The following is a 20700-nucleotide window of genomic DNA, read 5'->3' as shown; positions in this document are numbered from 1 at the left end:
TTCCGGCTTCCGGATGACGCAAACCTCTTGATCAACGCCAATGGTGGCGGGGTGTTCAGGGGGTCAGGGCTGCGTGGAGGGCTTGGGGGAGGGTTTGGTGTTGGTAGCGGTAGGCGGCTCGGGTTAGGACGCCGGGGAGGACTCTGGTGCTGGTGAGGGCCTCGTGGGCGAAGCCGCCGAGGACCACCTTGAGCGCCAGTGCGGGGATCGGGATGATCGCCGGGCGGTGCAGCTGTCGGGCCAGCTCGCGAGTGAACTCGGCGTTCGTCACCGGGGTCGGCCCCACCACGTTGACCGGGCCGGCGACCTCGTCGTGGCCCAGCAGGAAGAGGGTCGCGTCCAGCCAGTCGGCCATCGAGATCCACGGCAGCCACTGCCGGCCGCTGCCCAGCCGGCCGGCGATGCCCAGCTTGAACGGCAGTAGCTGCGGCTTGAGCAGCCCGCCGTCGCGGTCCAGTGGCAGCCCGGTGCGCAGCCGTATGACGCGTACACCGGCGTCCTCGGCTGGCCGGGTCGCGGCCTCCCACACCCGGCAGACGTCGGCCAGGAAGCCTTCCCCGGCCGGCGCGTCCTCCTCGACCGCCCGGTCGCCGGTGTTGCCGTACCACCCGACGGCCGACGAGTTGAGCAACACTCGGGGGCGGTCCGCGGCGGGCAGGCCGGCGATGGTGGTCGCCAGCGTGGTGGTGCTGTCCACCCGGCTGGTGCGGATCAACCGCCGGTAGTCGTCGTTCCAGCGCTTGTCGCCGACGCCCGCGCCGGCCAGGTTGACCACGGCGTCCGCCTCGGCCACCACGGCCGGGTCGAGGTGCCCGGCGGCCGGGTCCCACTGCCGTTCCTGCGGCTCGCGCGGCGCTCGACGGACGAGCCGGGTGAGCTGGTGCCCGTCGCTGGCGAGCCGGTCGCCCAATCGGGTGCCGAGGAAGCCGGACGCGCCGGCCAGCAGGATCCGCATACCCCCATCTTCGTCCAAACCCCCGCCCCCAGACGCACCCCGGCCCCACTCCTCGCCGATCTTGCACTTTGTGTCGACGTTATGCCCGGCTACATCCCTTTTGTCGCCACAGTAAGCGCAAGATCGGCGGGGGTGGGGGTGGGAGGGCTGTTAGGGGGTGCGGAGGTCGGCTAGGAGGCGCTCTACCTCGGTGTAGGACTCTGGGTTCAGGGGGCCTTGCGTCAGGGTGGTCAGGTTCTCGTCGGCTTGGGCCACCGCGCGCAGGCCGGGGATCGGCACGGTACGCGGGCTGCGCGCCAGCAGCCAGCCGAGCGCGCCCTGGGCGAGGGTCCGCCCGTCGGCGGTGAGCGCCGCGCGGACCTGCTCGACGCGGGTCGCCCAGCGTGGTGTCGGCCGGCCGTCGGTGAACCACTCCAACCACTCCGGCGCCCGCCCGCGTACGTCGTCCGCCCCGACCGCCCGGGTCGACCCGGTGAGCAGACCCATCGCCAGCGGCCCACGGTTCAGGCTGGCCAGGTCGTGCTTGTCGCAGACCGCCAGCACCGCAGCGTTGTCCCGCAGCACCGACTCGTCGTGTTGGATCGCCGCGCAGTGCGGGCCGGCCGCCGCGAACGCCTCGGCCGAGGTCGGGTCGTCGGTGCTCCAGCCGTACGCCCGAATCTTGCCCTGGTCGACCAGGGCCTCCAGGGTGTCGACCAGATCGAGCGCGGCGGGCACCGGCAGTGCGTTGATGTGCAGTTGGTAGAGGTCGACGTAGTCGGTGCCCAGTCGGCGGAGTGAGTCGTCCAGGCTGCGCACCGCGAAGGCCGGGCTGGCGTCGGTGCCGAGTGCCCGCCGGGTGCTCTCCTCGCTGACGTTGCCGAACTTGGTGGCGATCACCACGTCGTCCCGCCGCCCGGCCAGAGCCTTGCCGAGGATCCGCTCGCTGTGCCCGGCGCCGTAGTTGCTGGCGGTGTCGAACAGGGTCACCCCGAGATCGAGCGCCCGGTGGATGGTGCGGATCGACTCGTCGTCGTCCACCTCGCCCCAGCCGAACGGCTGCCCGTCGTCACCCCAGAGCGGGCCGCCGATGGCCCAGCACCCCATCCCGATCGCGCTCACCGTGATGCCGCTGCGTCCCAGCGTCCGTGTCGTCGTCATGTTCACCAGCTTCCAACCTGGAGTGCGCTCCAGGTCAAGGGCTACCATCTCGCGACATGAGCGGTTACGCACCCTCGGAGGCCGCCCGCCGCAGCGGCTTCAGCCTGGACACTCTGCGGTACTACGAGAAGATCGGCCTCCTGGCGGACGTGGAGCGCACGACGGGCGGGCAGCGGGTCTTCACCGACGACGACCTCAGCTGGCTGCTGCTGTTCCGCTGCCTGCGCGACACCGGGATGCCAATCGCGCAGATGCGCCGCTACGCGCAACTGGCCCGCGACGGCGAGCACACCGCCGCCGAGCGGCACGAGCTGCTGCGCCACCATGCGGCGCGGGTCGAGGAGCAGATGCGCCTGCTCCAGCGCCAGTACGACCATCTCCGGGAGAAGATCCGCTTCTACGAGCGGCTGCCCGGTGCCGCTCCGGGCCCGGCGGTCGAGCAGGCCACCGCGGTGAGTTAGGGCGCGGCGGCCAGCCGTCAACCGGGGACGTGCGGCGGCGCGGTCAGGCCGAGCAGCTCCTCGGTCGTTCCGACTCGGCCGGTGAGCGCGTTCAGCGCGGTGACCAGCCGTTTCTCCTCGTAGCGGAAGTGCGACTCCAGCAGGGCGGCCAACCCGCCCAACTCGGCACGTACCTGGGCGACGGGCAGCGCCGCGTCGCCGCCCAGCAGGTCTTCGACCCGCGCCAGGATCCCCGCCACCACCTCGTGGTCGGTGATCAGGTTCTCGATGACCGGACGCAGCTCGGGGACCTCCTCGGCCAACAGCCGGAACGCGCCCGCGTCCTCGCCGGTGTGGTGTCGGCCGAGCGCGGCACAGAAGGTCAGGCAGTGCGCCCGCAGATCCCGGGACGGGGTGTCGAGGCTTGCCTGGAGGCGGGCCAGTTCCGCGCGGAGCCAGAGGTGGATCTCGATCATCTGATTGCCGACGGCGGCGAGCCGGCCGGCCGGTGAACCGGTTGGGTGCATGTTCGTCCCCATGCTGTCCCCGCGCCTCCATGCCCACGGCGGCCTTCGTGCCGGGTACACCGCGACGCTGCGCCGAAGTCTAGGGCCAGCCGGACGCGCTCCGGAACCCGGGCGCCGGCGTCACGGCGTGGTCGGCTCGTCGGTTTCCCGGACGTCGTGCCAGCGGGCGCGCCAGGCGGCCTCGTTGGCCTCGTGGGTGGTCCGTTCCTGGAAGACGGCGGCCCGCAACGCGTGCCGGGACTGCGACATCACCATCACCTCCACGGCGACCAGCGCCACGCAGATCACGGTCGCGAGGGTGAGCGCGCCCAACGCCGGCAGGTGCTGGCCGACCGGGAGGGCCGCGGCGAGCGCCACGATGACGCCGACGCGGGTCCAGGTGACGGTATGCAGGGTGCGCCACTGGAACAGCAGGTTGACGGCGAAGTAGCAGACCAACCCAGCGAAGAGCATCAGCACCGCCGGCCCCTCGACCTTCTCGGCGATCCCGCCGGCCGGATCGGTGATCTTGTGCAGGATCTGCTCGTTGCCGATCGAGAAGAGGATCACCCCGGCGATCATCGGCAGGTAGAGATAGGCGTACGCGTCGCGGGCCATCGCCACCCGGGGGCCGCCCTCCGCCGCGTGCAGGGCGATCCGGGCGGCCGGCCCGATGAAGTCGAAGTGCGCCCACCAGAGAGCGGCGGTGACCACGATGCCGAGCGCGGCGGCCGCCACCGCCGGCCAGGTGACCGGCTTGCCGAGCAGGTTGCCGCCCACACCGGTGGAGATGATCGACTCGCCCAGCGCGATGATCAGGATGAGGTCGTAGCGCTCCGTCCAGTGCTCGGCGCTGGTCACTCCCCAACCCCAGGTCCCGACGATGAAGCCGGTGGCGTACTGCACCACCACCACGGCGATCCACAGGCCGTCGCGGACCATCGCGGCCCGGTCGGGATCGGCTATCTGCGGCGGGATGAGGGCGGCGGCCAGCAGCAGCACGATGCTCACCGCCAACTCCGGGGCGAATCGCCGTAGTTGCCGCCGTTCCTGCGGGCTGTCCCGCACCACGTGCTGATAGAGGATCCAGTGGATGCCGCGGACCACGACGTAGCTGATGGCCACCAGCATCGGGCCGGCGGCGCTCCCCTTCGGGTCGGTGAACGCCTGCGGCAGCGCCAGCGCGAACGCGAACAGCGCGACCATCGCGATCACCATGAGCACCGGGACGTAGCCCTCACCGAGCCGGACCCGGGTGGCGACCAGGCTGTGCACCACCCAGATCCACCAGAGCACGGCGAGCACCAGGCCGGCGTGCAGCAGTTGCCGGCTGGTGATGTTCGCGGCGGTGGCCCGGGTGATGATGAAGAACGAGAAGACGAAGACCAGATCGAAGAAGACCTCGAACTTGTCCACCCGGGCGCCGGGGGCGATCGGGACGGCCGGTCCCAGCTGTCCACCCCGCCGGTTGCCGCCCACGCCCCCACTCTGGCAGCGTCCGGCCTGGTCGGAGGCCCGAACGGCGATGGTGACGGAGTCCGGCGTTACCTCCGGCCCGGGTCGGGGAAGCACCCGGACCACGGCCTACCGCAGCGGGCGGGCCGGTCCGTGCAGCCCGGACAAGGATGGACAATGACGACAAACAGCCCGATCACCACTTCGTTTACTCATCACTCCACGGCCATGGACGTGATCCGGGGCGTGGACCTCGTCGGGCGGCGGGCGACCGTCACCGGCGGGTCCTCCGGGATCGGCGTGGAGACCGCCCGCGCCCTGGCCAGCGCCGGCGCGGAGGTCACCCTGGCCGTCCGCAACCCGGACGCCGGCCAGCAGGCCGCCGACGACATCACCGGCAGCACCGGCAACGACCGGGTCCTGGTCGCCCCGCTCGACCTCGCCGACCAGGGATCGGTCGCCGACTTCGTGGCCAACTGGGACGGCCCGCTGCACATCCTGGTCAACAACGCCGGCATCATGGCCGCACCCCTGTCCCGCACCCCGCAGGGCTGGGAGATGCAGTTCGCCACCAACCACCTGGGGCACTTCGCCCTCGCCACCGGGCTGCGCCCGGCACTGGCGGCCGGCGACGGGGCCCGGATCGTCTCGGTCAGCTCCGCCGCCCACCTGCGCTCACCGGTGGTCTTCGAGGACATCCAGTACGAGCGCCGCGAGTACGAGCCGTGGCAGGCGTACGGGCAGTCCAAGACGGCCAACGTGCTGTTTGCCGTGGAGGCGACCCGGCGCTGGGCCGACGACGGCATCTTGGCCAACTCGCTGATGCCCGGCGCGATCCGGACCAACCTCCAGCGCTACGTCAGCGAGGAGGAGCTGAACCGGCTACGCGCCGGCAACGCGGCGGCCTGGAAGACTGTCGAGCAGGGTGCCGCCACCTCCGTACTGGTCGCCGCCTCGCCGCTGCTCGACGGCGTGGGCGGGCGCTACTTCGAGGACTGCCAGCAGGCCGCCCCCGCCCAGCCCGGCGGGCGCACGGGCGTCGCCGACTACGCGCTGGACCCGGAGGCCGCCGAGCGGCTCTGGGAGGTCTCGACCGCCCTGCTCAAGAGCTGAGCCCGCAGACGAAGGGGCGCCCCGGTCGACGACCGGGGCGCCCCTTTCGGCGTTGCGACAGATCAGGCCAGGCCCAGCTCCGACTCGAAGTTGCCGGCCTCCAGCCGCTCCTTGACCGCGGTCAGGAAGCGGGCCGCGTCGGCGCCGTCGATCAGCCGGTGGTCGTAGGACATGGCCAGGTAGACCATCGAACGGACCGCGATGACCTCGCCCAGCTCCGGGTCGTTGACCACGACCGGACGCTTCACCACGGCACCCGTACCGAGCATCGCCGACTGCGGCGACGGCACGATCGGGGTGTCGAAGAGGGCGCCCCGGCTGCCGGTGTTGGTCAGCGTGAAGGTCGCCCCGGCCATCTCGTCCGGAGTGATCTTGTTGGCCCGGGTGCGCTCGGCCAAGTCGGCGATCCGCTTGGCGATGCCGCCCATGTTGAGGTCGCCGGCGTTGTGGATGACCGGCACGAGCAGCCCGCGCTCGGTGTCCACGGCGATGCCGAGGTGCTCGGCGGCCGGGTAGGTGATCGTGCCGCCCTCCAGGTCCATGCTGGCCTGGATGATCGGGTGGGTCTGGAGCGCCTCGATGGCGGCGAGGGCGAAGAACGGCAGGAAGGACAGCTTCACGCCGTGCTTGGCCTGGAATGAGTCCTTGGCCTGGGTCCGCAGCTTGGCAACCTTGGTGACGTCGACCTCGACGACCGTGGTCAGCTGCGCCGTCTCGTGCAGCGACTGCTGCATCCGCTTGGCGATGGTCGCCCGGATCCTCGGCAGCTTCTCCGTGGTGCCCCGCTTGGCGCTGGGCTGCGGCTTCGCGGCCGGCTTCGCCGGGGCAGCCGACGGCGCGGCAGCCGGCTGGGCAGCGGCCGGGGCGGCCTTGGCGGCCTTGGCCTTCTCGGCCGCCTCCAGGACGTCCTGCTTGCGGATCCGGCCACCCACGCCGGTGCCGTTCAGCGCGGCCAGATCGACGCCGTGCTCGGCGGCCAGCTTGCGCACCAGCGGGGTCACGTACCCGGCAGCCTCCTCGCCGCCACCCGGTGCGGGCGCGGACGGGCGCGGCGGCGTCGAGGTCGAGGCGGCCGGCCGCGCAGCCTGCTCGGTCTTCGCCGGCTGCGCCGAGCTCTCGGTCTCCGCGGCGGGCTCGCTGTACGACATGCCTGGCGTCGGCTCCTCGACCTTCGGCTCCGGCTTCGGCGCGGCCTGCGGCGCCGGCTTGGCCTCCGCCTTCGGCTCGGGCTTCGGCTCGGGCTGCGCCGGAGCGGGGGCCGCCCCGGCAACGCCGATGATCGCCAGGTCGGCGCCGACCGCGGCGGTCTCGTCCTCGGCGACCTTGATCTCCAGCACGGTGCCGGCGACCGGCGACGGGATCTCGGTGTCCACCTTGTCGGTGGAGACCTCCAGCAGCGGCTCGTCGACCTCGATGGTCTCGCCGACCTGCTTCAGCCAGCGGGTGACCGTACCCTCGGTCACGCTCTCGCCCAGGGCCGGCATCTTCACCGCGGTGCCCTCGCCCGACGAGGCGGCGGCCGGAGCCGGGGTCTCGGCCGGGGCCTCGTCCTGGGCCACCTCGTCGGCCGTGCCCTCGGCGGCGGCCGTCGGCTCGGCGGCCGGCTCGACCGACTCGGCCGGGGCCTGCTCCTGCGGGGCGGCCTCGCCGCCACCGGTCGACTCGCCCGCACCGGCGATGACGGCCAACTCGCTGCCGACCTCGGCGGTCTCGTCCTCGCCGACCACGATCCGGCTCAGCACGCCCGCAGCGGGCGACGGGATCTCGGTGTCGACCTTGTCGGTCGAGACCTCGAGCAGGGGCTCGTCAACCTCGACCGTGTCGCCCTCCTGCTTGAGCCAGCGAGTGACGGTGCCCTCGGTGACGCTCTCGCCGAGCCGGGGCATGGTGACCGATACCGGCATTTTCTGAGACTCCTTCATTCCCCTGGTGGGATCTTCGCCCGTCGCCGGACGCCGCGGTTTGGATGATCAGGCGTGCGCGTGCAGCGGCTTGCCGGCGAGGGCCAGGTGCGCCTCGCCCAGGGCCTCGTTCTGGGTCGGGTGGGCGTGCACGAGCTGGGCGACCTCGGCCGGGTACGCCTCCCAGTTGTAGATGAGCTGCGCCTCACCGATCAGCTCACCCACCCGGGCGCCGATCATGTGTACGCCGACCACCGGGCCGTCCTCGACCCGGACCAGCTTGACGAAGCCGGTGGTCTTGAGGATCTGGCTCTTGCCGTTGCCACCCAGGTTGTAGTTGTACGTCTTGACCTTGTCGGCGCCGTACTGCTCCTTGGCCTTGGCCTCGGTGAGACCCACCGACGCCAGCTCCGGGTCACAGTAGGTGACGCGCGGGATGCCGACCTCGTCGATGACGGCCGGGGTCTGCCCGGCGATCTCCTCGGCCACGAAGATGCCCTGCTGGAAGCCCCGGTGCGCGAGCTGGAGGCCGGGCACGATGTCGCCGACCGCGTAGACGTTCGGCACGCTGGTGCGCAGCCGCTCGTCGGTCAGCACGTAGCCGCGGTCCATCTTGACGCCCTGCTCCTCGTACCCGAGGTTGGCGGTGTTCGGGCCGCGGCCGACGGCGACCAGCAGCAGCTCCGCCTCGACGGTCTCGCCGCCGGAGATGGTCAGCTTGACGCCGCTCTCGGTCTTCTCGACCTTCTCGAACGGCTTGCCGACCTTGAAGTTGATCTTCCGCTTGCGGAACGCCCGCTCCAGCGCCTTCGAGGACTCCTCGTCCTCGGCGGCGACCAGCCGGGGCAGCGCCTCGACGATCGTCACGTCCACGCCGAAGGACTTCCACACACTGGCGAACTCGACGCCGATCACGCCGCCACCGAGCACGATCACCGACGACGGCACCCGGTCCATCGTGAGCGCGTGGTCGCTGGTGATGATCCGCTCGCCGTCGACCTCCAGGCCCGGCAGGCTCTTCGCGTACGAGCCGGAGGCCAGCACGATGTTGCGGCCGGTGTAGCGCTTGCCGTCCACCTCGACCACGTTCTTGCCGACCAGCTTGCCGGCGCCCGCGACGACGGTGATGTTCTTCGAGCCGCCCACCAGGCCCTGCAGGCCCTTGTACAGGCGGGAGATCACGCCGTCCTTGTACGAGTTGACCCCGGCCATGTCGATGCCGATCAGCTCGGCCTTCACGCCGAACTGCTCAGACTCGCGGGCCTGGTCGGCGATCTCGGCCGCGTGCAGCAGGGCCTTCGTCGGGATGCAGCCGTTGTGCAGGCAGGTGCCGCCGAGCTTGCCCTTCTCGACCAGCGCGACCTGAAGGCCCAGCTGGGCGGCGCGCAGCGCGGTCGCGTAGCCGCCGCTGCCACCTCCGAGAATGACAATGTCGAAGGTCGCTTCGTTCGGCTCGCTCACGTCCAACTCCCAGGTCGCGTCGCTGCATCGGGGGTCACGGGGATGTAACACGGACACACCCCACCTCGGTCATCTTGTCACCACTGGGCACAGGGTGCGTACTGAGGTGCCCAACGACACGTCATCGACACGTACCCTTGGCACCGTTGTCGATGACGCACGGTGGGGGAGAGATCGGGTGGGCTTGTTCCGGCGCCGCAAACAGACGGCTGTGCCGAGCCATGACCGTGCCGCCGATCGTGGCGATCTGGACCATCTGGAGAACTTCATCCGGAGTCGGCGCGGCGTCGAGGCGTACATCGAGCCGCGGACGACGGTGACGGAGACCACGGTCATTCTGATCGCCGACGACGGCGAGTGGACCCGCCGGCGGATCGACGGCCCGGACGGGGCCCGGCGCTTCGCGTACCGGATGGGCATCCCGGTGTACGACGTCCGCCTGATGGGCTACCCGCAGCGGATGCGCGACTTCAACGAACGTCGCAAACGCCGCCCCGAGCGGTACTGAGAATCGCGGAAGGGCCCCCTGCCATCGCAGGAGGCCCTTCCGCGAGGTCCGTCAGCCGTTCGCGGCGACGTCCTCCACGAGCTGCACCAGCGTGCGGACCGGGACACCGGTGCCGCCCTTGGTCCAGTAGCCGGTCGGCTCGCCCGAGTGGTAACCCGGCCCGGCGATGTCGATGTGCGCCCAGGCCACGTCGTCGGCCACGAACTCGCGCAGGAACACGCCGCCCTGCAGCATGTGACCGGCCCGGTCCATCCCGGCGTTGACCTGCGAGATGTCCGCCACATCCGACTCCATGCCCTTGCGGACGTCGTCGGGCAGCGGCATCGGCCAGGCCGGCTCGCCGACGGAGTCGCCGACCGCCTTCACCCGGTCGCACAGCTCCGGGGTGCCCATCACGCCGGCCACCCGCTTGCCCAGCGCGATGACCTGGCCGCCGGTCAGGGTGGAGGTCTCGAACAGGTAGTCGGTGCCGTCCGCGCAGGCGCGGGCGATGGCGTCACCCAGGATCATCCGGCCCTCGGCGTCGGTGTTGAGCACCTCGACCCGCTTGCCGTTGAACATGGTGATCACGTCACCCGGCCGGTAGCTGGTGCCCGACGGCATGTTCTCGGCCATCGGCAGGTACGCGCTGACCGCCACCGTCGGCTTCAGCGCGGCGATCGCCAGCATGGCCGCGCCCACCGCGGCGGCGCCCGCCATGTCGGACTTCATCTCCCACATGCCCTGCGCCGGCTTGATCGAGATGCCGCCGGTGTCGAAGGTGATGCCCTTGCCGACCAGCGCGACCCGCTTGCCGTTGCCGCCGCCCTGCGGGGTGTAGGTCAGCTTCACCAGCCGCGGCGGGGCCTCCGAGCCCTGCCCGACCGCGACGATGCCGCCGTACCCGCCAGCGGCCAGCGCCGCCTCGTCCAGCACCTCGACGCCGAGGCCGGCCTCGCGGGCGGCGTTGGCGACCGCGTCGGCGAACGACGGCGGGCGCAGCTCGTTCGGCGCGGTGTTCACCCAGTCCCGGCTGAGCCGGACCGCGCCCGCCACCGCCTGCGCCCGGGCGACCTCCGCCTGGGCGCCCGCGGCGCTCGCGTCCGGCACCGCGATGAGCACCTCGGCCACCGGCTCCCGGCGGGTCGGCTGGGGGCGGGTCTTGTAGCCGGCGAACCGGTACCCGCCGAGCAGCGCGCCCTCGGCCACCGCGCGCAGCTCGGCCGACGCGTCCGCGTCGTCCGGCAGCGGCAGCGCCAGCGCGACCTTGGGCGCGCCCGCCAGGGCCCGGATCGCCGCACCGGCGGCCCGGCGCAGCGTCTCCGGGGCCGGGGCGGCACCCGACGGCTCCGGGCCGAGCCCGACCGCGGTGACCAGCGGGGCGGTCACGGTGCCCAGCGTGGCCAGCTTGATGACCTCACCCGGCCCACCGGTCGCGCCGAGCAGCGCGAGGGTCTCGGTCAGCTTGCCGTCGAACGCGGCCGCGATGCTCTCCGCGCCGCTGGCGAGCAGCAGGGTGCCGGCGAGGCCGCTGGTGGCGCCCTGCTCTCCGGTCTGGCTGTGCACGCCGATCACGATCGCGTCGACGGCGAGCTCGGCCGGGTCGGTGTCGACCAGGCTCAGGTTGGTGGTGCGGGGTGATGTCACTGAAGCTACTCCGGGCGGGCCGGGCCGGTCGCGGCGTCGCGTACCAGCGGTGAAGGTCTCCGGCGGAACCTACCCGCCGGACGTCATGGCTGTCCCGCCGATAGCGCCAGCGGGCTCCCGCCGATGCTAACCAGCCACGTTGGCCCCGGTAAGTTGCCACCCATGACCGACGTGACCTCCGACGCCGCCGCGACCCGACTGCGCCGTTCCCCACTGCACGAGCGGCACATCGCCGCCGGGGCCAAGTTCGCCCCCTTCGGGGGCTGGGAGATGCCGCTGGAGTACGCCGGCGGCGGCGTGCTCAAGGAACACACCGCGGTGCGTACGGCGGTCGGGGTCTTCGACGTGTCGCACCTGGGCAAGGCCCGGGTGAGTGGCCCCGGTGCGGCCGACTTCGTCAACGCCAGCCTCAGCAACGACCTGGGCCGGATCGGTCCGGGCCGGGCGCAGTACACGCTCTGCTGCGACGACGCCACCGGCGGCGTGGTGGACGACATCATCGCCTACCTCTACGCCGACGACCACGTCTTCCTCATCCCGAACGCGGCGAACACCGCCGAGGTGGTGCGCCGGTTGCGCGCCGCCGCGCCCGCACAGGTGACCGTCACCGACGAGCACGAGGCGTACGCGGTGCTGGCCGTGCAGGGCCCCCGCTCGGCCGAGTTGCTGGCCGCCCTGGACCTGCCCACCGAGCACGGCTACATGAGCTTCTCCGCCGCGAGCCTGGCCGGGGTGGAGCTGACCGTCTGCCGTACCGGCTACACGGGCGAGCTGGGCTACGAGCTGGTGGTGCCGGCGGAGCAGGCGGTGGCCGTCTGGGACGCGCTCTTCGCCGTCGGCGCGACGTTCGGGCTGCGCGCCTGCGGGCTGGCCGCCCGGGACACGCTGCGGACCGAGATGGGTTACCCGTTGCACGGGCAGGACCTCTCCCTGGACATCAGCCCGGTGCAGGCGCGCTCCGGCTGGGCCGTCGGCTGGGACAAGCCGGCCTTCTGGGGGCGCGACGCGCTGCTGGCCGAGAAGGCCGCCGGCCCTCGCCGTACGCTGCGCGGTCTGCTGGCCGTCGACCGGGCCATCCCACGGCCCGGGATGACCCTGCACGTCGGCGACACCCAGGTCGGCACCGTGACCAGCGGCACCTTCTCGCCGACCCGCAAGCAGGGCATCGCGCTGGCCCTGCTGGACACCGACGCCAACCTCGCCGACGGCGACCAGGTCGAGATCGACATCCGGGGCCGCCGAGCCCCCCTGACCCTGACCAAGCCCCCCTTCGTAACCCCCTCAGTGCGGTAGTCCCAGGCCTTGTCGCCGGTGATCAAGAGGTTTGCGTCATGTTCGGACGGGATTCTGACGCAAACCTCTTGATCAACCAGGGCTGTGGGTTGGGGGTTCGCCGGAATCCAGGACTGCTTGGGTCCAGCCGCCTTCTATGACGCCGGTGGCGTCCAGGACGGCCCAGTCGACCACGTCGGACGTCTCCACGACCACGGGGGCGCCGATCCGCACGCTCAGGTCGGTGTTGGCGTCGCTGGCGCTCACGCCGACGATGCGTTCCGGGACCTCCCACGAGGTGACGCCGGCCCAGACGTACTCCGGGCCGTCGTCCCCGGGCAGGCCGTACTTCACCACCAGCTGCGACTCGGTGGGGAGTTGGCCGGCCACGAACCGGGCGCGCGCGTCACCCAGCGCGGCCCGGGCGGTGGCGACCGCACGGCTCATCGCGTCGCCGGGGCGGGCGTAGCGCACGTCCGGTTGGATCCCGGAGAACAGGGTCGCGCACGCGGCGGCGTAGTAGCGCCCGTCCGGGCCGGGGTGCCCGGCCGGTGGGCGCAGGCTGAGGAACGAGTCGGCCTCCGGGTCGGTCGCCGGGTCCAGCTCCAGGCGCAGCAGCACCGGGGCGGTGGCACCGTGCTGCTCCGGGTTGCCGTACGCCACCGCGATGTCGTGCCCGGTGACCGTGGCCAGCACCGGCAGCTGCACGAACGCGGGCACCTCCTCGCCGGTGAGCCCGTCGGTCCAGTCCCGCAGCAGCCGTCGTGCCGCCCCGGTCATCACCGCACCCCAGGCGCGGGTGAGGTGGTCGGGCACGCCCTGGGTCTGCAACTCCAGCAGGCCGAAGCGACGCAACCCCTTCGTGGTGAACCACAGGCCCTCGGTGTCCGAGGAATACGGAACCAGCACCCAGTCGACCAGTCGGATGCGGCCCTGCTCGTCGGGGAGGGAGCGCAGCGCGGTCGCCGGGTCGAGGAACTGGAGGCCGAAGACGTCCACCACGTCGCTGTCGACCGACGCCGCCACGGCGGCCGCGACCGCCCGGGCGGCCCACTCGTGCGCGGGCGGCCAGCCGGGTCGGTACTCGGCCTGTACCACCACCAGGTGCGTCGCCGCCGCCAACCGGGCCAGCTGCTCCTCGGTGGCACCGAACGCGGTGAGCAGGTCCGGCGGCAGCTCGGGGAACTCGGCGATCGGCCGGGTGTCGACGCTCATCAGCGGGCTGTCGAGCATCTGCCGGGCCAGCCCGTGCACCGGTTCGGCCAGTCGGCCGGTCAGCGCCGCCACCGCGGTCTTCGCACTGACCTTCGGTAGCCCCACCATCGGCACCAGGTAGGTCGCGCTGAGCGACTCCGGCACCGGTACGGGCAGGAAGTCGTCCGTGATGAGCATGCTGGGTCCCCCGGTGGGCCGCGCCGGTGTTGTCGAGCCGAACGCTACCCGGCTCGCCGTTCCCGGTTCAGCCGGACAGCACCAGACCGAGGTAGACCAGCGTGGTGACCACCTCGACGGTCGCGCCGAGGACGTCGCCGGTGATGCCGCCGAGCCGACGTACCACGTGGGTGAGCAGCGCCAGCGCGACGGCGATCGCGGCGACGACGGCCAGTGGCCCCTGCCACGGACGGCCCGGCACCGCGGGCACCGCCAGCAGCACGACGCCGACCGCGCCGGCGGCCAGCGCCACCGGGCCGACCGTGCCGGCCACCAGCGCACCCAACCCGTCCGGCCGGGCCGCCGGCACCGTCCGCCGGCAGGCCACCGTGACGCCGAACCGCCCGGCCGCGGTCGCCGCGACCACCGCCGCGAGACCCGCCGGCCAGGACCGTCCCGCCAGGTCGGCGAGCGCCGCCGCCTGCACCAGGAGTACGACCACCAGGGCGACCACCCCGAACGGGCCGACGTCCGGCTTCTTCATGATCTCCAGAGCGGCGGCGCCCCGGCGGTACGAGCCGAGCGCGTCCACGGTGTCGGCCAGCCCGTCCAGGTGCAGCCCTCGGGTGAGCAGCGCGGCGGCGCCGACGGTCACGCCCGCCGCCACCAGCGGGGGAGCGAACGCGCCGGCCAGTAGCAGCACCCCGGCCAGCAGGACGCCGAGCAACGCGCCGACCACCGGGGCGAGCGCCATCGCGGTGCCGGCGACCGGGCGGTCGATCCGCCCGGCCCGCACCGGCAGCGTGCTGAACGTGGTGACCGCCAACCGGGCCCCGGCGAGGAGCCGCGACTCAGCCGGCACGCCAGCCCGACGCCGGCTGCTCGTCCGCTCCGGTGCTGGCCGGGCCCGGCCCGGCCGGCTCCGGCTCGGCGAAGTCCGGGTCGCCGAAGTCGGGCTCGGCGATGTCGGGCTCGGCGATGTCGGGCTCCGGGGAGGTGGGGTCGGCGTAACCCGGGTCGGTGGACTCCGGCTCGTCATCGGCCGGTTCGGCGTCGTCCTCGTCGCCGAGCGACGGGTGGACCGGCAGCGCGGCGGACAGCGCCAGCACCGAGCGCAGCAACGGGAGCGCGACCAGCGCGTTCGCGCCCTCGCCGAGATCCAGCCGGAGGTCGAGCAGCGGGGTGAGGCCCAGCACGTCGGCGGCGAGCCGCACGGCCGGGTGCCCGCCGTGGTCGGCCAGCAGGCACCAGTGCCGGGCCTGCCCGGCCAGGTCACGGCTCACCATGCCGGCGGCCACCCCGACCGGTCCGTCGAGCAGCACCGGCACCCGGCGGGCGGTGGCGCCGAGCAGCACACCGGTCGCCACGGCCACGTCGCCGCCGCCCAGTTCGGCCAGGATGTCCTTGGCGCCGCGCGACGAGCGGCGGGTGCGGTGCAGCGCGTCGCGTACGGCCGCGCAGCGGATCATCCACGCCGCGTCGTCGATCTCGCCGGAGTCGGTGATCACCCGGCCCAGCACGCCGGGCGGCTCGGCGCCCGCGGTCGCCGCCAGCACCGCGGCGGCCGCCGCCTCGGTGCCGGCGCCGCAGGCCCCGAGCACCAGCAGCTGTACGCCGGCGTCGGCGGCCTGCTCGGCCAACCGCCAGCCGTACCGCAGTGCGGACTCCACCTGCTCCAGCGGGAGCGCCGGCTCGTCCTCCATCGGTGCGGAGGCCGGGGTGTCCACCACCTGGAGACTGGCCCCGCTCTCGGCCGCCAGCCGGGCCAACGCGCCCCGGCCGGCGCGGGCTTGCGCGGCCCGGCGCGCCGACTCACCGGCGACGGTGCCGGCCGACGCCCCGCCAGCGTGGTCGCCGTGCAGCAGCAGCACGCGCACCGAGCCCCAGGCGGCGGGGGTCGAGGTGCCCTGGGTGGCGGCCGCGAAGCCGACCACCCGGTCCAGCACACCCAGTCCGGCGCCCGGTACGTCCAGCGTGGCCAGTCGGTCCACCGCCTGCGGGCCCGCGTACTCGTCGGGCATCGGCAGCTCCATCCCGGGCTGGATGACCAGTCCGGTGGCCACCATCGGCAGCGCCATGGTGGGCGCGGCCCACGGGTTGCCCGGCTCCTGGCTCGGCGCGGCCGGCGGTGTGTGGGTGAGCACGTCGGGCAGCTGCACCTCGGGGGTGGGCTCGGCCTCGGCCAGGCTCGCTCGAACCGGCGCGGACGCGGTCACGGGGGCTGCCTGCACGCTTGCGGTGGCTGGCGGCTCGGTGGCGAGCGGCTTCAGCCAGACCGGTTGGCCGGCGACGACCAGTACCACCGCGTCGCAGGCGTCGGCGACCGCGCGGTTCGCCGCGCCCAACGCGTCGGTGAACGCCCGGCCCAGCGGGGTGGTCGGCACCAGCGACAGCCCCACCTCGGGGCTCACCAGCACCACCCGGGCGGCGCAGCCGCGGATCGCCTCGGCCAGCTCGGCGATCGTCGCCACGTCGTCGGCGGGCTGGTGGTCCGGGTCGAGCAGCACCGTCACCCAGCCGCCCAGGTCGTCGACGAGCAGCGTCTCGTTGGGCTCGGCGGACGCGAGCACGTCGGCCAGCCGGCGCGGGTCCTCGGTGGTCTCCTCGGTGGTCCAGCTGCCCGGCCGCCGGGCGCGGTGCTTCGCCAGCCGGGCCGCCCACTCGGTGTCCTCGGGGTCGCCCTCCGGCGCGGTGGCGACGTAGCGGACCACTGGCGCGTCGGTGACCAGGGACTCGGCGAACTCGGACTTGCCGGACCGGATACCGCCGAGCACCAGGACCGTGTTCCACCCGTCTACGGACATGCCCGTACCTTAAGGCCGCCCGGGGCCGCGGTGCCTGCCGGCCCGGTGCTCGCCGTCGTTCAGTCGCAGTGTTCGAACCCACTGCCGTAGCTGACCCCGCCGGTGGAGCCGCCCCACTTCACGCACGTCCCGGCGGCGCTGGCCTTCACCGGTCCGGCGTAGTAGTCGAAGGAGCCGCTGTCGGTACTGCGGGCCCGCCCCTGCACCTCCAGGTACGCCGAGGCCGCCGACTTCGTGCCGACCGCGGTGTCCTTGAGGGTGACCACACAGTTGGCGCCGGTACCGGCGTGGTACAGCAGGAAGACCCGGCCCTTGCGCTGCCCGTCACCGCCGGTCAGCGTCGCCGAGTCGATCACCTGGTAACCGCTGCCGCACGCCTGCGCCGCCGTGTACGGGTTGGGCCGGCTCGACGGGGTGCGGGTGGGCGTCGGTCGGCTGCTGGCCGTACCGGTCGGTGTGCCGCCCTGCGGCGCGGTGCGGGTGGGGTCGCTGCCGGCGGTCGGGTCGGCGGGGGATCCGGTCGGGTCGGCCGGCGCGGTGCGGGTGGCACCCGGCGTGCTGCTGGGCCGGGGTCCGGTGGTGGTCCCGTCTCCGTTCGGAGGCGCGGCGTCGGTGGCGGCCGCCGGGCCGCCGGCCAGCGCGGGGGGCCGGCCCGGGTCCGTGGTGCCCGGGTTGGTCTCGGGCCGCAGCGCCACCACCACCGCCACCGCGGCGACCAGCGCGACGAGAACGACCGCGCCGGCTCCGAGCAGCAGTGGTCGGCGTCGGCCCGCCGGGGCGGCCCCGGGCGCGTCCTCCCGGGTCGGCTTCGGCTCGGTCGTCGGTTCGGACGCGACGCTCGCCGGTGGACGCAGGGCGGCGGGCCCCGCCGGCACCGGCCCGGCGGCGGGCCCGGCCGGCACCGGCCCGGCGGGCGGTGTCGCCACGACCGGCGGTGTGGGCGTCGCGACGGCGGGTGACCCGGGAGCCGCGACGCCCGGTGTGGGAGCGGCCAACGCCCACGGTGGGCGGGCGGAGACCGGAATGCTCGCCAGGGTCGCGTCGCGGGCCTCGGCGGCGGCAGCGGCCAACTCAGCGGCGCTGCCGAACCGTTCCTCCGGACGCTTGGCCAGCGCGCGGGCGACCACCGCGGCGACCGCCGGTGGGGTGTCCGCCGGCAACGCCGCCGGATCCTTCTGGGCGTGCCGGAGCGCCACCGCGAGCGGGTTGTCGCCGTGGAAGGGCGGCTGCCCGGCAAGGCAGAAGTACGCCACCGCGCCGAGCGCGTAGATGTCGGTGGCGGCCGAGACCGGCTGCCCGGTGGCCTGCTCGGGGGACATGTACGAGGCGGTGCCGAGCACCATGTTCGCGGCGGTGAGCCCGGCCATGTTCCGGGACCGGGCGATGCCGAAGTCGACGAGCACCACCCGGCCGTCGGCCTTGACCAGCAGGTTGCCCGGCTTCACGTCCCGGTGCACGATGCCGGCGAGGTGGGCGGTGTGCAGCGCGTCCGCGGCCTGGGCCAGCACCGACATGGTGGTGGCCGGATCCAGCCGCCCCACCGTGCGCACCCGGGCGGACAGCGGCTCGCCCTCGACGTACTCCATGACCAGGTAGTCGACCTGGCTGCCGTCGTCGAGCACGGCCTGCCCCACGTCGTGCACCGGCACCACACCGGGATGCCGCAGCGCGGCCAGCATCCGCGCCTCGGCCCGGAACCGGGCGGTGAACTCGGGGTCGGCGACCAGCGACGGCAGCAGCACCTTCACCGCGACCTCGCGTTCCAGCAGCACGTCCGTGCCGCGCCAGACCGCGCCCATCCCACCCGTCGCGACCCGCTCATCCAACCGGTACCGGTCGCCGAGCAGCACTCCCCGAGTCAGCACCGAGCCACCGTACCGGCCGGCGTCGATCGGATTGATCCACCCCAGGGGTCCCGCCGGGGCGAGCGAGCGGCCGTTGCGCGCCGGGCCGACTACGCTGGCGAGGGTTCGTCCCACGGGGACTTCAGCGGCGAGGGGAGACGCGGCATGGCGTGGAGCTGGCGGTACGAGGGCACGGACGGTCAGACGGTCGAGGGACCGGCGGAGTCGTTCGGCAGCCAGGCCGACGCCGAATCCTGGATCGGTCAGACCTGGCGGGAGCTCGCGGCGTCCGGCGTCACCTCGGTCGCGCTCGTGGAGGACGACCGGGTGGAGTACCGGATGAGCCTGCTACCCACCGCCGAGTGATGGCCTACGACCGGCCGGGCGGCGAGGGGCTGGTCCTCGGCGTCCCCAAGGCGGCGTTCCGGCCCAGCCCGGTCTTCCTCGGTCTGGTCGCCCTCTTCGCGGTCAGCGGGGTGCTGGCCTGGAACGGTTACGGCAACGTCCGGTTCAACGTGTTCCTCTTCGTGGTGTCCGGCTGGTTGGTGTCGCTCTGCCTGCACGAGTACGCCCACGCGGTGGTGGCCTACCGGGCCGGCGACCGGGACATCGCCCACCGGGGCTACCTGACGCTCAACCCGTTGAAGTACACCCACCCGTTGCTGTCGATCGTGCTGCCGGTGGTGGTGGTGCTGCTCGGCGGCATCGGCCTGCCCGGCGGCGCGGTCTGGGTGGACCGGCACGCCATCCCGGGCCGCCTGCGCCACACCCTGGTCAGCCTCGCCGGCCCGGCGACCAACGTGCTGTTCACGCTGGTGTTGGTGGCGGCGGTGCGGTTCGGCACCACGTCCGGTGGTCCGGTGGAGTTCTGGGCCGGGGTGGCGCTGCTCGCCTTCCTCCAGCTCACCGCCAGTGTGCTGAACCTGCTGCCGGTGCCCGGCCTGGACGGCGGCAACATGATCCAGCCGTGGCTCAACCCGCAGTGGCGCAAGATGTACGACCTGTTCGCGCCGTACGGCTTCATCCTGCTGTTCGCGCTGCTGTGGAACCCGCGCATCGGCGGCTGGTTCTTCGACGCGGTCTTCGCGGTCGGCGACCTGCTCGGTCTGCCCTCGTGGCTCTACGCCACCGGCCTGGACCTGATCCGCCTCTGGCAGAGCTGATGATGCCCGGCGGCGGGCTGAGCTGACCGTGCCCGGCGACGGGCTGAGCTGACCGTGCCCGGCGGCGGGCTGAGCTGACCGGTCCGGTCGGCGCGAGGTTTCGCGCCGACCGGACCGGAACGGTGTCAGGGACGCTGCGCGGGAGACTCGGTCTTCGTCGGGTCCCGCTCGACGATCGGCTCGACGATGTCGTCGATCGCCTTGAGCAGGTCGGCGTCGAGCTTCACGCCGGCTGCCTTCACGTTGTCGTGCACCTGCTCGGGGCGGGACGCGCCGATGATCGCCGACGAGACGTTCGGGTTCTGCAGCACCCACGCGACGGCGAGCTGGGCCATGCTGAGCCCGGCCTGCTCGGCGAGCGGCTTGAGCTGCTGCACCCGGGTGAGCACGTCGTCGCTCATGAACCGGGAGATGAAGTTCGCGCCCGACTTCTCGTCGGTGGCCCGGGAGCCGGCCGGCGGCGGCTGGCCCGGCAGGTACTTGCCGGAGAGCACGCCCTGCGCCATCGGCGACCAGACGATCTGCCCGATGCCCAGCTCCTCGCTGGCCGGGACGACCTCGGCCTCGATGACCCGCCAGAGCAGCGAATACTGCGGCTGGTTGGAGACCAGCGGGATGTGCAGCTCCCGGGCGAGCGGGTGGGCGGCGCGCAGCTGGTCGGCGGTCCACTCGGAGACGCCGATGTAGTGCGCCTTGCCGGAGTGGACGACGTCGGCGAACGCCTCCATCGTCTCTTCCAGCGGCGTGCTGCTGTCGTAGCGGTGGGCCTGGTAGAGGTCCACGTAGTCGGTGCGCAGTCGGCGCAGCGAGCCGTTGATCGACTCCATGATGTGCTTGCGGGACAGGCCACGGTCGTTGCGGCCGGGGCCGGTCGGCCAGTAGACCTTGGTGAAGATCTCCAGGCCCTCGCGGCGCTCGTTCTGCAACGCCCGGCCGAGCACGTCCTCGGCCCGGGTGCCGGCGTACACGTCGGCGGTGTCGAAGGTCGTGATCCCCGCGTCGAGCGCGGCCCGGACGCAGGCGAACGCGGCGTCCTCCTCGACCTGCGAACCGTGGGTGATCCAGTTGCCGTACGAGATCTCGCTGACCATCAGGCCGGAACGGCCCAGGTGTCGGAATTCCATGTACCGACCCTAGCTCC

General features: G+C 73.0%; 18 protein-coding genes. 6 read left to right on the top strand and 12 right to left on the bottom strand.

Annotated features, from left to right (window positions below):
* Window positions 1–55: 55 nt before the first annotated feature.
* Both ACIBF8_RS12620 and ACIBF8_RS12615 read right to left on the bottom strand, forming a co-directional pair.
* The gene (locus ACIBF8_RS12620) at window positions 56–955 is read right to left on the bottom strand and encodes a TIGR01777 family oxidoreductase (RefSeq protein ID WP_396782783.1); all 900 of its coding nucleotides are present in this window, start codon (window positions 953–955) and stop codon (window positions 56–58) included.
* A gap of 150 nt (window positions 956–1105) precedes the next feature.
* The gene (locus ACIBF8_RS12615) at window positions 1106–2095 is read right to left on the bottom strand and encodes an aldo/keto reductase (protein WP_396782782.1); all 990 of its coding nucleotides are present in this window, start codon (window positions 2093–2095) and stop codon (window positions 1106–1108) included.
* A gap of 56 nt (window positions 2096–2151) precedes the next feature.
* Here ACIBF8_RS12615 and ACIBF8_RS12610 point away from each other — a divergent pair, with 56 nt between their 5' ends.
* Window positions 2152–2556: a MerR family transcriptional regulator gene (locus tag ACIBF8_RS12610; protein ID WP_396782781.1), complete on the top strand. Its 405-nt coding sequence runs from the start codon at window positions 2152–2154 to the stop codon at window positions 2554–2556.
* Window positions 2557–2573: 17 nt separating this feature from the next.
* Here the strand turns inward: ACIBF8_RS12610 and ACIBF8_RS12605 are convergent, their stop codons facing one another.
* Both ACIBF8_RS12605 and ACIBF8_RS12600 read right to left on the bottom strand, forming a co-directional pair.
* The gene (locus ACIBF8_RS12605) at window positions 2574–3062 is read right to left on the bottom strand and encodes a hemerythrin domain-containing protein (protein WP_396782779.1); all 489 of its coding nucleotides are present in this window, start codon (window positions 3060–3062) and stop codon (window positions 2574–2576) included.
* Between the two features lie 120 nt (window positions 3063–3182).
* Window positions 3183–4520: a low temperature requirement protein A gene (locus tag ACIBF8_RS12600; RefSeq protein ID WP_396782777.1), complete on the bottom strand. Its 1338-nt coding sequence runs from the start codon at window positions 4518–4520 to the stop codon at window positions 3183–3185.
* A 153-nt stretch (window positions 4521–4673) separates the two neighbouring features.
* On the opposite strand from ACIBF8_RS12600, the gene ACIBF8_RS12595 reads away from it, so the two are divergent.
* Window positions 4674–5609 (top strand): SDR family NAD(P)-dependent oxidoreductase, encoded by a 936-nt coding sequence (locus ACIBF8_RS12595; protein WP_396782776.1) that lies wholly within the window; start codon window positions 4674–4676, stop codon window positions 5607–5609.
* A 62-nt stretch (window positions 5610–5671) separates the two neighbouring features.
* Here ACIBF8_RS12595 and sucB read toward each other — a convergent pair whose 3' ends face one another.
* Window positions 5672–7513 (bottom strand): 2-oxoglutarate dehydrogenase, E2 component, dihydrolipoamide succinyltransferase, encoded by a 1842-nt coding sequence (gene sucB, locus ACIBF8_RS12590; protein ID WP_396782774.1) that lies wholly within the window; start codon window positions 7511–7513, stop codon window positions 5672–5674.
* 66 nt (window positions 7514–7579) lie between these two features.
* Window positions 7580–8971: a dihydrolipoyl dehydrogenase gene (gene lpdA, locus ACIBF8_RS12585; protein WP_396782772.1), complete on the bottom strand. Its 1392-nt coding sequence runs from the start codon at window positions 8969–8971 to the stop codon at window positions 7580–7582.
* Window positions 8972–9149: 178 nt separating this feature from the next.
* Between lpdA and ACIBF8_RS12580 the strand changes: the two genes are divergently transcribed.
* Window positions 9150–9479: a hypothetical protein gene (locus ACIBF8_RS12580; RefSeq protein WP_357831936.1), complete on the top strand. Its 330-nt coding sequence runs from the start codon at window positions 9150–9152 to the stop codon at window positions 9477–9479.
* Window positions 9480–9530: 51 nt separating this feature from the next.
* On the opposite strand, the gene ACIBF8_RS12575 is transcribed toward ACIBF8_RS12580, so the two are convergent.
* Window positions 9531–11105, bottom strand: a complete 1575-nt coding sequence (locus ACIBF8_RS12575) for a leucyl aminopeptidase (protein ID WP_396782771.1) — start codon at window positions 11103–11105, stop codon at window positions 9531–9533.
* A gap of 162 nt (window positions 11106–11267) precedes the next feature.
* Here ACIBF8_RS12575 and gcvT point away from each other — a divergent pair, with 162 nt between their 5' ends.
* A complete protein-coding gene (gene gcvT / locus ACIBF8_RS12570) occupies window positions 11268–12398 on the top strand; it encodes a glycine cleavage system aminomethyltransferase GcvT (RefSeq protein ID WP_396782770.1) in 1131 nt (376 codons plus the stop codon).
* A gap of 72 nt (window positions 12399–12470) precedes the next feature.
* Here the strand turns inward: gcvT and ACIBF8_RS12565 are convergent, their stop codons facing one another.
* From ACIBF8_RS12565 to ACIBF8_RS12550, 4 genes are all read right to left on the bottom strand, one after another.
* Window positions 12471–13769: a DUF2314 domain-containing protein gene (locus ACIBF8_RS12565; protein ID WP_396782769.1), complete on the bottom strand. Its 1299-nt coding sequence runs from the start codon at window positions 13767–13769 to the stop codon at window positions 12471–12473.
* A 67-nt stretch (window positions 13770–13836) separates the two neighbouring features.
* Complete coding sequence (locus ACIBF8_RS12560; RefSeq protein WP_396782767.1) at window positions 13837–14610, bottom strand: adenosylcobinamide-GDP ribazoletransferase; 774 nt, start codon at window positions 14608–14610, stop codon at window positions 13837–13839.
* Window positions 14600–16552 carry a bifunctional adenosylcobinamide kinase/adenosylcobinamide-phosphate guanylyltransferase gene (locus ACIBF8_RS12555; protein WP_396782766.1) on the bottom strand — a complete coding sequence of 651 codons (1953 nt, stop codon included), beginning with the start codon at window positions 16550–16552 and terminating at the stop codon, window positions 14600–14602. Before ACIBF8_RS12555 ends, ACIBF8_RS12560 begins: the two co-directional genes overlap by 11 nt.
* Window positions 16553–16611: 59 nt before the next feature.
* Window positions 16612–18417: a protein kinase gene (locus tag ACIBF8_RS12550; protein WP_396782765.1), complete on the bottom strand. Its 1806-nt coding sequence runs from the start codon at window positions 18415–18417 to the stop codon at window positions 16612–16614.
* Window positions 18418–18561: 144 nt separating this feature from the next.
* On the opposite strand from ACIBF8_RS12550, the gene ACIBF8_RS12545 reads away from it, so the two are divergent.
* Together ACIBF8_RS12545 and ACIBF8_RS12540 are read left to right on the top strand one after the other, a co-directional pair.
* Entirely contained in the window at window positions 18562–18762 is a 201-nt protein-coding gene (locus ACIBF8_RS12545; RefSeq protein WP_030337978.1) for a hypothetical protein, read from the top strand.
* Window positions 18762–19559, top strand: coding sequence for a site-2 protease family protein (locus tag ACIBF8_RS12540; protein ID WP_396783111.1), 798 nt, complete (start codon window positions 18762–18764; stop codon window positions 19557–19559). Before ACIBF8_RS12545 ends, ACIBF8_RS12540 begins: the two co-directional genes overlap by 1 nt.
* 125 nt (window positions 19560–19684) lie before the next feature.
* Here the strand turns inward: ACIBF8_RS12540 and ACIBF8_RS12535 are convergent, their stop codons facing one another.
* Window positions 19685–20683 carry an aldo/keto reductase family protein gene (locus tag ACIBF8_RS12535; protein ID WP_396782764.1) on the bottom strand — a complete coding sequence of 333 codons (999 nt, stop codon included), beginning with the start codon at window positions 20681–20683 and terminating at the stop codon, window positions 19685–19687.
* Window positions 20684–20700 lie beyond the last annotated feature (17 nt).

The sequence above is a fragment of the Micromonospora sp. NPDC050276 genome (assembly GCF_044459545.1).
Taxonomy (GTDB): Bacteria; Actinomycetota; Actinomycetes; order Mycobacteriales; family Micromonosporaceae; genus Micromonospora.
The sequence above is the reverse complement of the archived record's forward strand: the minus strand, read 5'-3'. Positions and strand labels throughout refer to the sequence as shown.